14 protein-coding genes are annotated in these 13,552 nt (G+C 63.1%); 6 read left to right on the top strand and 8 right to left on the bottom strand.

The annotated features are described in order from the left end of the window. Positions 1-43 precede the first annotated feature (43 nt). The 4 genes from E1B25_RS14440 to parA all read right to left on the bottom strand — a co-directional run bounded on the left by E1B25_RS14440 (position 44) and on the right by parA (position 2,538). Positions 44-628: a rhodanese-like domain-containing protein gene (locus tag E1B25_RS14440; protein ID WP_132830223.1), complete on the bottom strand. Its 585-nt coding sequence runs from the start codon at positions 626-628 to the stop codon at positions 44-46. Positions 629-662: 34 nt separating this feature from the next. After that, positions 663-1,070, bottom strand: coding sequence for a universal stress protein (locus E1B25_RS14435; protein WP_132830222.1), 408 nt, complete (start codon positions 1,068-1,070; stop codon positions 663-665). 457 nt (positions 1,071-1,527) lie between these two features. Continuing rightward, a complete protein-coding gene (locus tag E1B25_RS14430) occupies positions 1,528-1,848 on the bottom strand; it encodes an antibiotic biosynthesis monooxygenase family protein (protein ID WP_132830221.1) in 321 nt (106 codons plus the stop codon). A 30-nt stretch (positions 1,849-1,878) separates the two neighbouring features. After that, entirely contained in the window at positions 1,879-2,538 is a 660-nt protein-coding gene (gene parA / locus E1B25_RS14425; RefSeq protein ID WP_132830220.1) for a ParA family partition ATPase, read from the bottom strand. A 127-nt stretch (positions 2,539-2,665) separates the two neighbouring features. Between parA and E1B25_RS14420 the strand changes: the two genes are divergently transcribed. After that, positions 2,666-3,343, top strand: a complete 678-nt coding sequence (locus tag E1B25_RS14420) for a hypothetical protein (protein WP_132830219.1) — start codon at positions 2,666-2,668, stop codon at positions 3,341-3,343. Positions 3,344-3,387: 44 nt separating this feature from the next. Continuing rightward, entirely contained in the window at positions 3,388-3,882 is a 495-nt protein-coding gene (locus tag E1B25_RS14415) for a HugZ family pyridoxamine 5'-phosphate oxidase (RefSeq protein ID WP_132830218.1), read from the top strand. 26 nt (positions 3,883-3,908) lie between these two features. Here E1B25_RS14415 and E1B25_RS14410 read toward each other — a convergent pair whose 3' ends face one another. After that, positions 3,909-6,191: a glycosyl hydrolase family 28-related protein gene (locus E1B25_RS14410; RefSeq protein WP_132830217.1), complete on the bottom strand. Its 2,283-nt coding sequence runs from the start codon at positions 6,189-6,191 to the stop codon at positions 3,909-3,911. Positions 6,192-6,318: 127 nt separating this feature from the next. Here E1B25_RS14410 and E1B25_RS14405 point away from each other — a divergent pair, with 127 nt between their 5' ends. Next, positions 6,319-7,224, top strand: coding sequence for a CHAD domain-containing protein (locus E1B25_RS14405; RefSeq protein WP_132830216.1), 906 nt, complete (start codon positions 6,319-6,321; stop codon positions 7,222-7,224). A gap of 4 nt (positions 7,225-7,228) precedes the next feature. Here the strand turns inward: E1B25_RS14405 and E1B25_RS14400 are convergent, their stop codons facing one another. Next, positions 7,229-8,803 carry a lysine--tRNA ligase gene (locus E1B25_RS14400; RefSeq protein WP_132830215.1) on the bottom strand — a complete coding sequence of 525 codons (1,575 nt, stop codon included), beginning with the start codon at positions 8,801-8,803 and terminating at the stop codon, positions 7,229-7,231. Between the two features lie 96 nt (positions 8,804-8,899). Here E1B25_RS14400 and E1B25_RS14395 point away from each other — a divergent pair, with 96 nt between their 5' ends. Continuing rightward, a complete protein-coding gene (locus tag E1B25_RS14395; protein WP_132830214.1) occupies positions 8,900-9,346 on the top strand; it encodes a tellurite resistance TerB family protein in 447 nt (148 codons plus the stop codon). Positions 9,347-9,449: 103 nt separating this feature from the next. Here the strand turns inward: E1B25_RS14395 and E1B25_RS14390 are convergent, their stop codons facing one another. After that, a complete protein-coding gene (locus E1B25_RS14390) occupies positions 9,450-10,241 on the bottom strand; it encodes an SseB family protein (protein ID WP_132830213.1) in 792 nt (263 codons plus the stop codon). Next, positions 10,231-10,857 carry a uracil-DNA glycosylase family protein gene (locus tag E1B25_RS14385; protein ID WP_132830212.1) on the bottom strand — a complete coding sequence of 209 codons (627 nt, stop codon included), beginning with the start codon at positions 10,855-10,857 and terminating at the stop codon, positions 10,231-10,233. The genes E1B25_RS14390 and E1B25_RS14385 overlap by 11 nt, the downstream gene beginning before the upstream one ends. Positions 10,858-11,167: 310 nt before the next feature. Between E1B25_RS14385 and E1B25_RS14380 the strand changes: the two genes are divergently transcribed. Both E1B25_RS14380 and E1B25_RS14375 read left to right on the top strand, forming a co-directional pair. After that, the gene (locus E1B25_RS14380) at positions 11,168-11,827 is read left to right on the top strand and encodes an ABC transporter ATP-binding protein (RefSeq protein WP_132830211.1); all 660 of its coding nucleotides are present in this window, start codon (positions 11,168-11,170) and stop codon (positions 11,825-11,827) included. Further along, positions 11,805-13,550 carry a capsule biosynthesis protein gene (locus E1B25_RS14375; protein WP_132830210.1) on the top strand — a complete coding sequence of 582 codons (1,746 nt, stop codon included), beginning with the start codon at positions 11,805-11,807 and terminating at the stop codon, positions 13,548-13,550. Before E1B25_RS14380 ends, E1B25_RS14375 begins: the two co-directional genes overlap by 23 nt. Positions 13,551-13,552 lie beyond the last annotated feature (2 nt).

Here is a 13,552-nt window from a genome sequence, read left to right as displayed (position 1 = left end):
CACGGCCTGAAACAGGGCGACGCCTGACGCCGCCCTGCCCCCCTTACTCCGTCACAGTCAGGCCCAGCATCCGCCACACCTGCATGCCGCCACGGTAATAATGGATCTTGTCAGCCGGATAGCCAGCCTCGATCATCCGCCGCGCCGCCGCCGGTGACTGGCCACACCACGGCCCGTTGCAAAACAGCGCCACGGGCTTGGCGTTGGCACAGTCGAACCCCTCGAAATCAGGTTCGCAGCCCAGTTCGCCCAACCGGTCTGCGGCTTCGGTATAGGGGATGCTGATCGCCCCGGGGATCGAGCCGCCCTCGAAATCGGGCCGCACGCGGCCGTCAACGACCACCGCGCCGGGATCCTGCAACATCGCGATCAGCTCCAACTCGCCAATCGTCGTCACCCCGTCGGCAGGGGTGATCGGTTGAATGCAAAAGGGCGGGCAGGCGCGCGAGGTTTGCGCCCAGACGCCTTCGACCTTGTTGTCGTTGTCCTGGATGCGCGACACCGTCGCGGTTCCCCCCTCGGGCAAGGGCACCTGCGCCTGCATCATGTCCTTGGTGATCCCGACAGGATCAGCCCATGCCGGCGCCGCCAACGCGAGCCCCGCCAATACGCAAACAACTGTTCTCATAGCGCCCTCCCCCTTTTATGTTGCTCCTCAGGCTTTAGCGTACCACATGCACCGCGCATTTGGCATGGCGCACGACTTGTGTCGCGGTCGAGCCCAACAGCAGATCCTGCATTCCGGGCCGGTGCGACGCGACAATGATCAGGTCAGGCTTGTTGGTTTCCGCCCAGTCCAGGATCGAGCGACCGGAATGGCCCTCGATCACCACGGCGCGGGCATTGGGCAGCTTGGCCGCCATCGCTTCCAGCTCGGTCTGAACCGCGGTGCGGGCCTCGGTCAGATAGTCCTCGGGCATATAGGAAATCGCATAGCCCGGGATATGCTCGACCACGTGCAACAGCGTGACCTGCCCCTCGGGCGTTCCCAGAATTTCGGCCAGCTTCATCGGTGCCGTCACATCGCGTTCAGAGTCAAAGGACACTGGAATCAGGATGTTATGATACATGTTGTTCTCCTTGTTCATTTTGTTCAGTCTGCGCCGCGCGGCGCACAACCGGCCTTGATCCACATCATATGGCCCCGTCGGTTGAACCCTGCACGGGAGGATGTTTCAATCCAGAGTATTGCGATTTGGCGAAATTGAAACGCCTTTTCTGCGCAAGCGGAACCACGGCCCCGCCGCTGGACGCGCAAAAGGAAAGACGCCGCGGGACAGGCGCGGGCGGTTCGGCTGCGCTCACCAGACCTTCGACGAGACGACAACCGCCCCGTTGAGCGCGAACACCGGCTAGGGCGCAAGACAAAGGCGCGGGCCCGGAACCATGGACAAAGCCCACACCCAATACGTCACTCAGGGGTCAGCGCCGAAAGATATGCCTCTGCGCTTCAGACCTGCTGGCGGCGGACGGGGCTAACCAGCACAATGAACAGCACAGACGGGCAACCCAGCTCACCCGCCCGACTTACCCAAATGTCGCCGCCACCTCATACATCACCGGCTCGAAACTCTTGCACAGCTCGTTGATCGCGCGGTTGCGCTTGCGCATCTCCGGGGTGCGCAGCATGGCCTGAAAATCCTCGCGCCGGGCCCATTGCGAATAATTGGCAATGCGCGTCTGCGCGTCGTTCACGTGCAACCCCGCCGCGATGAAACCGGGCTGTTTCGAGATGAATACACCATAGGCTTCGGTCAACGCATCCAGAGCATCCTGGCAGGTGGCCGGCGTCATCTCAAAGGTGGTGATGACAGTCTGCACGCTGGTGTCTTTGGAAATATTCGGCATCGTCTTCTCCTCGTTCGAAGTTTCAACCTATCACAGTCGATCCAGCGCCGTCTGCACTTCCTGCACCAACCGCGACACCTCGTCATGGGCGGGGCCTTTCGGGGTCTCCAGCGCGGCGCGCCCCTGCCCCAGCGTCTCGGCATAGGTCACACGGTTGGCCAATACGGTCTTGGCAATCTCGGTGCCCAGTTCGGCGGCCTTGCTGGCGACGTCGGCGGCCAGCCGGGTGCCTGTGCGGGTCCGCGTCAGCACGATCATCGCCGGCACATCTTCGCGCGCGGCAAGATACAGCGCCATTTCCACCGCCCAAAGATCCAGATGCGACGAGGCCACCGGCACCAGCACCAGATCGCTGGCCCGCAGCGCCGGACGCAGATCGCTGTCGGCCTTGGGTGGGGTGTCGATGATGACGATGTCATGGGCCTGCGCCAGCTTGCGCAACTCATAGCTCACGCCCCAGGCCGAGGCGGTGGAAAAGGTGATCTCGGGCGTATTCGCCAGCGCGCCACCGGCGCCGGCCTCCAGCGCCTCCAGCCGGGTCATGAACCAGCGCCCGGCGCTGCCCTGCGGATCAATATCCATCAGCGCCACGGACTTGCCAGCGCGGGCAAACCCCACCGCCAGATTGACTGCCAGCGTGGTCTTGCCAGACCCGCCCTTCTGCTGTGCGACCGTGATCACATGTGCCATCGAGGCCTCCGCATGATGCCGCATCGCAGCATAGTCCAGGCGCGGCACAACGCAAACGAATTCCGCGCCTCCGGCCCTAACAGTTCATTAACCATCTCCCCCGACCCTGCCAGAGAAGGAGCCCAACATGCGCCGCCTTGTCCTGTTTCTGATCGCCGCCCTGTGCACCACCGGCACCGGTGGTCCAACTGCGGCCGGGGCCTGGCTGCGCGAAACCGGCCGGGGATTTCTCTCGACCACCGGCACGCTGCGACAGGGCGACCCCGACGCCTGGCAGGAGGTCTCGATCTCTGCCGAATACGGGCTCGCGCCAAGCCTCACGATCGGGGCCGATATCAACGAACGCCCCGGCATCGCCGGGCACGCGCTGCTGTTCGCCCGGCTGCCGCTGTCGCGCCCCGACGCCCGCGCCCAACTGGCCGCCGAGGCCGCATTCGGCGGCCACCACTGGCGCGCGGCGTGGGATCCGATGTACCGCCTGACGCTCTCCTATGGGCGCGGTTTCACCCTGCGCCGGGGGGCTGCTGGCTGGCTCTCGCTCGATGCCGCCTATGAGCGCCGGCTCGGCATGGACACCCCGATCTACAAGCTCGACGCTACCCTTGGGCTATCGGAACCGGGTCGCCTGCGCCCGATCCTGCAAATGGAAACCGCCCTTGTCCCGGGTCAGCCGCTGACCTGGGCAGTGACGCCCGGCGTCCTTTTCGACAGCCGCCGCGACGCCACATGGCTGCTCGGGGTAGAGCGCAAATCCGCCAGCCGCGACACCCTCGGCCTCAAGATCGCCCTGTGGCGCTGGTTCTGAGCGATCCGGTTGCGCCCTCTCCCGTCGCGCCCTAGACAAGCGCAATGACTGATCCGATCCGCCCCATCCGCCCCACCGATGACGCGGCGCGCCAGATCGCCCGCACCCTGCTGCACGACGCCCGCTTTGCCGCCCTTGCCGTGGTGCTGACGGATGGTGCACCGATGGTCACCCGCGTGGCCTTTGGCCTGTCGCACGCAGGCGCGCCGCTGACCCTCGTTTCCGACCTTGCGGCCCATACCCAAGCCTTGCGCGCCAATCCTGCCTGTTCGCTCCTGATCGGCGAACCCGGGCCCAAGGGCGATCCGCTGACCCACCCGCGCCTGACGCTACAGGCTCGCGCCCGCTTCCTCCGCAAGGGCGCGGAGGGCTACGACGACCTGGCCGCGCAGTATCTGCGCGACCACCCCAAGGCCAAACTTTATATCGGCTTTGCGGATTTCAGCTTTGCACTGTTCTCGCCCAGCGCCGGGCACCTCAACGGCGGCTTCGGCAAGGCGTTCCGACTGACGCCCGCCGATATGGCCCTGCCCGGCTGAAAAGCGGTCTCAGGTAAAACGCGGCCTCAGGTATCAATCCGCAGACTGACCGCGACCTCGCCCTTCACCGCCTCTGACCAGACCAGCTTGACCATGTCGCCACGCGCCCCCTGCTCCAACTCGACATAGGGCAGATCATGCACCGTGTCGCCGCTGCCGGTCTTGACCGCATCCAGCGCCACGATCCCATCGACGCCGCGCGCCCGCGCCTCGAAGGGCAACTCGCCCCCGGCCTCGACGGTCCATGTCTTCGCCGTGCTGCTTTCCTTGTGGCGCACCCGCAGCGGGTTCATCACCTGTGAGGAGACCGCGTGATAGGTATTGCCAGCGAAAGTCACGTTCTTGAACCGGGTGAAATCCAGATCGGCAAAGCTGGTATCGACCCGTTCGGCCCGGTCGATGGTGCCGTTGATACTGCGGAACATATTGCCGGTCACATTCACCCCGTTCAGGTAATGGCCAGACCCATGCGGCTTGATCACGATATAGCTGAACCAGGGCGCCACATCGCCGGACAGAAAGATATTGTCGGCAATGCTCAGCGCGCTGAAGGAAAACCCGCTGACGAAATCAGGCGTGGAATCATGTTCGTTGGTCCACTCGATGAAACAGTTGTCGACGTAATTGCTGGTCAGCGTGCTGCTGCAATAGCTTGCCGTCAGAACCAGCCCACCGGTGCGCACCCCATCCGAGACCCCGTCGCCCTGAAAGAAATGATTGCCTGTCACCACGCTGTTGCTGCCCGCCAGTACCGCGAAATGACGAAACTTCTCGGCCCGGTTGTTGCGCAGCTTGACGTCATTGGCATTGGCGTTCAGCGCGATGGAGCTGCGATCGGCCACGTCCTCGGCATTCTCATCCGACAGGAACTGGCAGCGGTCGATCAACATCCCCTGACAGCCGGTCCCGATCGAGGTCACGCCACGATCCTTGGGCCGGCTGATGAAACAGTCGCGCAGATGAAACGCCACCCCCGTTGCCGCCAGCCGAAGACCGCTGCACAGCCCCTCGCATTGCACCTCCACATCCGAGAGAGAGAACTTGCTCAGATTGGTGAAGCCGCTGAAATCCAGCATGTATTTGAAATCACGAAAGGTGAAGGTCTGGGTGCCCACCGCATCATACAGCGGCGCGCTCAGGGTGATCTCCTGCGCGCCGTTGCGCTTGTCGGTGACATAGACCTCGCGGCCCACGCCAACCCCCTCGACCAGCGCCCCCACCGACACATTGGCCACATTGGTCACATTGCTCAACGTCTTGGAGCTCGACAGCGAATAGGTCGCCTTCGAGGTGACCACATCGGTGCTCCACCCCGCCCCGGCGCTGGCCTCCAACTGACCGTTGCGGATCACCCGGCGGGTGGAATAGCTGCTCTTGTTGGGCACCGCCGCCTGCATGTCGATCGGCGCCGTCACCGTCACCTTGCGCCCGCCCATGTCCAGACTTTCATGATCTGCATTGTTCAACAGCGCCTGAAACGCCTTTTTGAAACCCAGCTCCTCATTGCCGAAGGCGGCGATATAGTGCGGCAGATCAAAGCTTTTAGTCAAAAGCAGCATCTTGTCCGCCGGCATGCTCACCGTGCCCTCAAAAGCCACCTCGGCCTCCAGCGTCACCGTCTCGGCCAGATAATAGCTGCCCGCCGGCACGAACAGTCGGCGGCCATCGGCATCGGCATCGGCTGCCGCAAAGGCGGCACTGTCATCGGTCACCCCATCGCCCCGCGCGCCATAGTCGCGCACATCCACCTGACTCAGCATATCGCGCAGGAAGATGCTGGTGACATCGGTGATCTCGATATCGTCGATGCGCACCACACCGCCGTTGGCCCCGGTCAGGTCGATCCCGAAATATCCGTATTCCGCCGCCATGCCCCAAACCATGTCGACCCCGCCGCGATCCCCGCTGCCGACAATGGCGCGCAGCTCGACCACCTCGCCATAGCTGCTCAGCGTGACCGCCGCCGCGGTCTCGCTCAGCCCGCCCACATGACCGCCGGATTTGCCCGCCCAACCGGCGATCCGCACCGTCGGCAGCGCCCCGCTCAACGCCTTGATCCGCACCGTGATCTGCAAATAGCAGCCCGGGATCAACGGTGTCTTACCCATATGGCGCAGCTGTTGCGTGGTCTCGGTTTTCTGCAGCTCCAGACAACCGGCGAAATCCTGATCCGCAGAGACAAAGGCCGCGTTCACCGCCCCATCATAGGTATCCGATCCCGGCGTGCCGTCGCCGCTCGACCAGACATCCAGACCCTCTGCAAAGACCGGCGGCATCAACACCACGCCCTCAGTAATCGCCTTGTTCATGAAAATCCCTTTCCAACACCCACCCGGAGGCCATTCCGGTCGGCGCAAACGGGTATAGAGAACGGATTAACACCGGCTGAGACCACCGTTACGGTCCCCCCATGACATCCTCTAGGGACACGGACCCATGGCCTATCGCATCACGCGGCGCGACCGCAGCCTGCAAACGGCACTGCGCCGCATCGCGTGCGAGCAAATCGACGCGGCCCTTGCCGAGTTGACAGCGCCGGATGCCGACCCGAACGTGGCGATCCACCAGACCCGCAAGCATTTCAAGAAACTGCGCGGGTTGCTGCGGCTGGTGCGCCCCGGCTTTGACGGTTACGCCCGCGAAAACGCCGTGATCCGCGATCTGGCGGTCAAGATGTCAGGTCCGCGCGACACCGGCGTACTAATCGAAACCCATGACAAGCTGATGATCGACGTCTCCGATCCCGCCCGGTTCGCCCCGCTGCGCGCGCATCTGCTGGCGCAGGCCGCCAAGGGGGCCGAGGCGGACAGCCCACTGCCCGCCGACCTGTGTGCCGATCTTTGTGAGGCGCTGCAGGCGCTGCGCGAGCGGTCCGCCGACTGGCGCCTCAGGGGCAAGGACAGGGCCATTCTGCGTGCCGGCCTCACCCTGACATGGACCCGCGCCGCCACCGGCTACCGGGCCGCGCGCAAAGATCCCAGTGTCGGGGCCATGCACGAATGGCGCAAACGTGTGAAATACAACTGGTACCACAGCCGCCTGCTGCGCGACATCAACGCGCGCCGGATGCAGCCCCACCGCGACGCGGCCAAACAGCTTGCGGGCGTGCTGGGCGATCATCACGACATCGCCGTCTATCTGGACAGGCTCGATCACCTCGCCCGCGCCGTACCGCCCGCCGTCGTCGCCGGGCTGATCGCGGATCTGAAATCGCACGCCATCGACCGCAAAGCGGTGCTAGAGACCCGCGCCTTCGCCCTTGGCAAGACGATGTTGTACAAAAAGCCGGGGAAACTCCCCAAACGCTGGACTCGCTGGTGGCGAAACTGGCGAAAGGGCTAGGCCCTCAGCCCAGCTCCCCGGCCAATGCCTTGTCGATCAAGGCCACCGTCTCGGCAACACCGTAAAGCGCGATGAACCCGCCGAACCGCGGCCCCTGCGAGGCCCCCAGCAGCACCTCGTACAGCGCCGTGAACCAGTCGCGAAGCGGGTCGAACCGCTCGCGCCCAACGCCATAGACGATGGATTGCAACGCCTCGTCCTCGACCGGCCCGTCATAGGCGGCCAAGGCATCACGCAATTCCACCAGCGCCTCGCGCTCAACCTCTGTCGGCGCACGATAGACCCGGTGCGGTTTGACGAAATCCTCGTAATACTTCACCGCGAACCCGGCGGCGGCATCCAGATCGGGATGCGTCTCGGGGCTGGCTTCGGGCGCATAGCGGCGCATGAATCCCCACAGCGTCTGCTTGTCCTCGGCCGAGGCCACCGACGCAAGGTTCAGCAGCATCGCGAACGGCACCACCATATTGCTTTGCGGCACATCACCGCTGTGGATGTGATAGACTGGATTGTTCAGCCGTGCCTTGGCGTCCTGCCCGGCATAGGCGCGCAACTGTTGGTGATACTCGTCTACCGCCTTGGGGATCACGTCAAAGTACATCCGCTTGGCGGTCTTCGGCTTTTGATACATGAAATAGCTCAGGCTTTCGGTGCTGGCATAGCTCAGCCATTCATCGATGCTGATCCCGTTGCCCGAGCTTTTCGAAATCTTCTGGCCGTTCTCGTCCAGGAACAACTCATAGGAGAAATGCTCCGGTTTGCGCTGGCCCAGAATCTCGCAGATGCGGTCATAGATCGGCGTGTTGGTCGAATGGTCCTTGCCATACATCTCGAAATCGACACCCAAGGCCGCCCAGCGCGCGCCGAAGTCCGGCTTCCACTGCAGCTTGACGTTGCCGCCAGTGACCGGCAGCGTCCATTCCTTGCCGTCCTCATCGTCAAAGGTCACGGTATAATCCTGCGCGTTCACCTCCTTCATCGGCACGTACAGAACGCGCCCCGTCTCGGGGTGGATCGGCAGGAAGATCGAATAGGTCTGGCGACGCTCTTCGCGCAGGCTTTTCAGCATCACCTTCATGACGTCGTCGTATTTGTCGACCGCGCGCTTCAGCACCTCGTCGAACTTGCCCGAGCCGTAAAACTCGGTCGCCGAGTAGAATTCATAATCGAACCCGAAGGTATCCAGAAACCGGCGCAGCATGGCGTTGTTGTGATCGCCAAAGCTGTCATGCGTGCCAAACGGGTCCGGCACACGGGTCAGCGGCATTTGCAGATGCTGTTGCAACATCTCCTGGTTCGGCACGTTGCTTGGAACCTTGCGCATCCCGTCCAGATCGTCGGAAAAACAGATCAACCGGGTGGGGATGTCGCAAATCACCTCAAAGGCATGGCGGATCATCGTGGTGCGCAGAACCTCGCCAAAGGTGCCGATATGGGGCAGCCCTGACGGCCCGTAACCGGTCTCGAACAGGACATAGCCCTTTTCCGGCGGCGTCTTCTCATACCGTTTGAGCACCCGGCGCGCTTCTTCAAAAGGCCAGACTTTCGATTGCAGTGCAGCTTCGCGCAGGTCCGACATCATATTCTCCGAAGGGTCTGGGCCGCGCATTCGCACGCGACCATGCGCCGCTACCTATTGTGCTGGCGCTGGCGCGTCAATATTCTGCACTGCAACATGCGCAAGCCAAAGGAGCGCCCCGTGACCAATCCAGACCAGAACGTGCTAAGCGCGCAGGACTGTCTCGTTGCCCTGATGATCGCCGTTTCCGCCTCTGACGAAAACATCCGAACCGCCGAGCTGGTCAAGATTCAGGCCGCGGTCAATCACCTGCCGGTCTTTGCCGGCTATGATATCGACCGGATGAACATCATGTCACAGATGGTGTTTGACCTGTTCGAGCAGGAGGACGGGCTGGACGCCCTGTTCGGCCTGATCCGCGACGACCTGCCCGAACGCCTGTTCGAGACCGCCTATGCGCTGGCCTGCGATGTCGCCGCCGCCGACGGCAAACTGGCCGAGTCCGAACTGCGGCTGCTGGAAGAGATCCGCTATGAGCTGAACCTCGACCGGCTGCACGCGGCAGCGATCGAACGCGGCGCCCGCGCCCGTCACCTGACCTGATCCGCCCCTGCGGCCCCGGTCAAAGCGCATCGGGGCCAGCGACAACACATCACGCCATGCGCGTGGTGTGAGCAAACCTCCGAGCGATCCGGCTCTGGTGTCATCACCGCAGGATCGGCGGCTTGTCCGGGTCGCTGCCCGGGGCGGCGGGGGCGATCCGCTCGGGCATCTGCGGCTGCGGCAGATCAAAGCGCAACCCGACAGCGGCAAGTTTGGCCGTCACCGCCGCCTCACCGGTGAAAAAGCCCACATCCATCGCCCCGGCCTCGATCCCGGAAAAGGTCAGCGCCTCGCTCGCGGCATTGGCCAATGCACCGCGCGCAGGTTCCAGCGCATCAATGAAGCCCAACAAATGCCCGCGCCCACCGGTGGCATCAACGGTGCCCACCAGATACGCCGCCTGCGCCAACCCTGCGGCGGTGGCGAGCTTTGCATCCAAGGCTGCGATCAGCGACTCGGGCAGGCCGGCCGGCGCGGTGAATTCCGCGAACCGCGCCTCGGTCTCTTCCGGCGCGTTGCCCAATGTCTGCTGCAACCAATCCATGGCCTCTGCCGGCACCAGAATTGCGGAGGGCGCAACGTCTAGGTTGAGCCCCAGCCCGATCCCCTGCCCGGCCAACATCTGCGCCAATACCCGCCCCGACAACGCCACATAGGGCGCCGGGTGGCCGGTGAATTGCGCCAGCCGGTCCTCGCGATCAAAGGCCAGCACGAAACGCCCGGCCTCCAGCGTGAACAGCTCGGGCGAGACATTCTCGCCCTGCGCCTCTTCGGTCAGCAACAGGAACAGCTCGGCATCGGCGACCCGTTCATAAAACCGCAGCCGCGCGGCGCCATCCTCGGGCTGGCCTTCCATCGCCGCGTGGGCGGCGTCGATCGGTGTTTCAGCGTTCATCATTCAGCACCTCTTGCACCCGGCTCCGCAGCACCGGCAGCAGCTCGGCCTCGAACCAGGGGTTTTTCTTCAGCCATGCGGTATTGCGCCACGACGGATGAGGCAAGGGGAAGACGCGCGGCGCATGGGCGCGCCACTGAGCCACAGTATTGGTCACCGGGGTATTGGCCCCCATGTGCCAGCGCTGCGCATGCCCGCCCACCAACACCGTCAACTCCACCTTGTCCAGCGTCGCCATCACCCGCCCGTGCCAAGTTCGCGCACAGATCGGCGGCGGTGGCAGATCGGCCTTGCGATCGTTGTAGCCTGGGAAACAAAAGGCCATCGGCACCACCGCCACGCGGGTCCGGTCATAGAAGGTCGCCGCATCCATCCCCAGCCAGTCGCGCAGCCGGTCGCCGGACGGATCCGTGAACGGCCGCCCCGAGGCCTGCACCCGCGCGCCCGGGGCCTGACCGGCAATCAAAATACGCGCCGAGGGGCGAAACCACACCACCGGGCGCGGCACATGCGCCGTCGCGGTGGCCGCGAACCGCTCTGCACACAGGGTGCAGGATTCGATCTCGCTCGCAAGATCCCGGGCCAGATCCGCCGCCTTATCCGCCGCCGTGCTCATTGCTGCTCTGACGCTGCCATAGTGAAAACACCCCTCACGCAAGGTTTCCAAGTTGGAAACAGTATTCCTACCTCCAATTCAGGCCTATCTGCACAGCAATCCAGTCCGCATCACGGCCCGGACGAGGTTCCTTGCCCCATTTCGGCCCTAATCTTGTTGGCTTTTTGTTTCACGTTTCGACATAATGTGGCCAAATTCGGATTGTAGGCCGTTGATACTCCTCTGTGAAGGAGGGCAGGCCAGAGCAAAAGCCAGAGCGCAAAAACAGACAGGGGCCCCCGCGACTGCATCGGCAGCACCGGATAAAAACATGCTTGAATTTGAAAACGTCAGCAAATCCTACTGGACCGGCACCCGCCGCAAAGTGATCCTTGACCAGGTCTCTTTCCGGGTCGAGATCGGCCGTTCGCTGGGCATTCTTGCACCCAACGGCACCGGCAAGACCACGCTGATCAACATGATGGCGGGGCTGGAAAAACCCGACGAAGGTGAAATCCGGCGCGGGTGCAAGATCTCGTTCCCGCTCGGTTTCATGGGCGGGGTGGTCAGCCGGGTTTCCGCGATGGAAAACAGCCGCTATATCGCCAAGCTCTATGGCATGGATCCCGATTACGTCGAGGCCTATTGCCGCTGGCTTTGCAATCTGGGCGAATACTTCGATCAACCGATCGGCACCTATTCGTCGGGAATGCGGGCGCGGTTTTCATTTGCGTTGATGCTGGCGCTGGATTTTGACATCTATTTGATTGATGAGGGTATGCCGAGCACCACTGACGTGGAGTTCAACCGAAAGGCCGGGGCCATCCTGAAGGAACGGCTGCGCACGACCACCATCGTGATCGTATCGCACCAGGCCGCCACACTGGAAAAATTCGCCCGCTCCGCTGCGGTTCTGATGAACGGCAAATTGCACATGTTCGATACCTTGGAAGAGGCAAAACAGCTTTATGACTACGAAACCCAAGGCTAAAAAATTCCGCATCCGCCGCAATCCCGCCCCTGCGCAAAGCACCGCGCCTGAGGGCGCGAGCAGCGGCAGCACCGCCGGCATCGAACCGCCAGCGACAGAGCGACTGCGCCCGCGCGCCGTCCCGACGACGCCAGTGGCGAACGCGGACTCGGCTGCGCCAGAGTCTGCCGCGTCTGCTGCGTCTGCTGCGCGCGCGACCCAAAGCACACCGCCCGAGCCGACCCCAGCCGCCGCCCACAGCGGCCAGGTATCTTCGGCCCGTGAGACCACCACCGAGGCGGCGATTGATGGCATCCGCCGCGAGGGGCTGACCGGGCGCCAGTTGCGCATGGCGCGTCGTGTGGCGCAAAAGCACAATCTGCCGGCCACATCAGATTTCGACGCGGTTCGCCTGCTCCGGCAGCAGGGCATTGACCCGTTCCAGCGCTCCAACATGCTGGAACTGGTGGTGCCCAACAGCGCCGCAGGGCAGCATGCCGACGACAGCCCCCCGAAAGAGCACGTCCAACTGCCGCAGACGGTGCCCGGCGATAAACAGACCCTGCCCTCGACCGAGCTGAGCCCGGCGCAGGAACGCGATCTGGAAATCGGCACGATCCAGCGAGATCTCGCGCGGCGTCGGCACAAGAAAATGGTCCTGTTGATGACCCGGCTGGCATTCTTCGTGATGCTTCCGACGGTCTTGGCGGGCTGGTATTTCTATGCCGTGGCCACGCCGATGTACGCCACCAAATCTGAATTCCTGATCCTCAAGGCGGACAATACCGGCGGCGGAACCGGGCTGGGCAGCCTGCTTAGCGGGACCCAATTTGCCACCAGTCAGGATTCGATCGCTGTGCAGTCCTATCTGCAATCCAAGGACGCGATGCTGCGTCTGGACAAGGACGAAGGGTTCAAGGCGCATTTCACACAAGACTGGATCGACCCGATCCAACGCCTGCCCGAGACCCCGACAAACGAACAGGCCTACAGGGTCTATTCGAAATTCGTGAGCATCGGCTTCGACCCGACCGAAGGCGTGATCCGTCTGGAGGTGGCCGCCGCCGACCCCGAAATCAGCGCCAATTTCGCCCGCTCGCTTCTTTCCTACGCGGAAGACCGGGTGAACCGCCTGAGCGAGCAGAAAAGATCCGACCAGATGCAGGATGCGCTCACCAGTTTCGACAATGCCCAGGAGGAGCGGCGCAAGGCGCAAGAGGCGCTGGTCGGCTTGCAGCAAAAAGGCGCAATCCTTGATCCGGAAGGCGTGATCGCAACGCTGCGCGGACAAATCAACAGAATCGAGATGCAGCTTCAGGAAAAGCAACTCGAACTGGCCGCGCTGATGGACAACAGCCGCCCCAACAAGGCCAAGGTCGATGGCGCGCAAGGGGATGTGCGCCGGCTGGAGGCGTTGCTGTCGCGACTGAACAAACGGATGGTCGATGCCTCTCAGGGCGAAAATTCGCTGGCACAGCTCAGCGTGCGGATCCAGATGGCGCAGGCCGACCTTGCAACCCGCGACATGATGCTGCAATCCGCGCTGCAACAGGTGGAACAGACCCGGATGGAGGCCAACCGCCAAGTGCGCTATCTTACCACCTCGGTTGAACCGGTCGCCAGTCAGGATCCCGCCTATCCGCGCAAGTTCGAGAATACGATTTTGGCATTCCTGATTTTTTCCGGTATCTACCTGATGATCTCGCTCACCGCGTCAATTCTCCGGGAACAGGTAACCTCATAGTC

The sequence above is a fragment of the Antarcticimicrobium sediminis genome (assembly GCF_004348975.1).
Classification (GTDB): Bacteria; Pseudomonadota; Alphaproteobacteria; order Rhodobacterales; family Rhodobacteraceae; genus Antarcticimicrobium; species Antarcticimicrobium sediminis.
The sequence above is the reverse complement of the archived record's forward strand: the minus strand, read 5'-3'. Positions and strand labels throughout refer to the sequence as shown.

Excerpts from the sequence above, each read along its gene's own strand:
- E1B25_RS14395 (WP_132830214.1), top strand. The coding sequence starts at position 8,900 with ATGCGCAAGCCAAAGGAGCGCCCCGTGACCAATCCAGACCAGAACGTG.
- E1B25_RS14380 (WP_132830211.1), top strand. The coding sequence starts at position 11,168 with ATGCTTGAATTTGAAAACGTCAGCAAATCCTACTGGACCGGCACCCGC.
- E1B25_RS14415 (WP_132830218.1), top strand. The coding sequence starts at position 3,388 with ATGACTGATCCGATCCGCCCCATCCGCCCCACCGATGACGCGGCGCGC.
- E1B25_RS14435 (WP_132830222.1), bottom strand. The coding sequence starts at position 1,070 with ATGTATCATAACATCCTGATTCCAGTGTCCTTTGACTCTGAACGCGAT.
- parA (WP_132830220.1), bottom strand. The coding sequence starts at position 2,538 with ATGGCACATGTGATCACGGTCGCACAGCAGAAGGGCGGGTCTGGCAAG.
- E1B25_RS14375 (WP_132830210.1), top strand. The coding sequence starts at position 11,805 with ATGACTACGAAACCCAAGGCTAAAAAATTCCGCATCCGCCGCAATCCC.
- E1B25_RS14405 (WP_132830216.1), top strand. The coding sequence starts at position 6,319 with ATGGCCTATCGCATCACGCGGCGCGACCGCAGCCTGCAAACGGCACTG.
- E1B25_RS14390 (WP_132830213.1), bottom strand. The coding sequence starts at position 10,241 with ATGAACGCTGAAACACCGATCGACGCCGCCCACGCGGCGATGGAAGGC.
- E1B25_RS14400 (WP_132830215.1), bottom strand. The coding sequence starts at position 8,803 with ATGTCGGACCTGCGCGAAGCTGCACTGCAATCGAAAGTCTGGCCTTTT.
- E1B25_RS14420 (WP_132830219.1), top strand. The coding sequence starts at position 2,666 with ATGCGCCGCCTTGTCCTGTTTCTGATCGCCGCCCTGTGCACCACCGGC.
- E1B25_RS14410 (WP_132830217.1), bottom strand. The coding sequence starts at position 6,191 with ATGAACAAGGCGATTACTGAGGGCGTGGTGTTGATGCCGCCGGTCTTT.
- E1B25_RS14430 (WP_132830221.1), bottom strand. The coding sequence starts at position 1,848 with ATGCCGAATATTTCCAAAGACACCAGCGTGCAGACTGTCATCACCACC.
- E1B25_RS14385 (WP_132830212.1), bottom strand. The coding sequence starts at position 10,857 with ATGAGCACGGCGGCGGATAAGGCGGCGGATCTGGCCCGGGATCTTGCG.
- E1B25_RS14440 (WP_132830223.1), bottom strand. The coding sequence starts at position 628 with ATGAGAACAGTTGTTTGCGTATTGGCGGGGCTCGCGTTGGCGGCGCCG.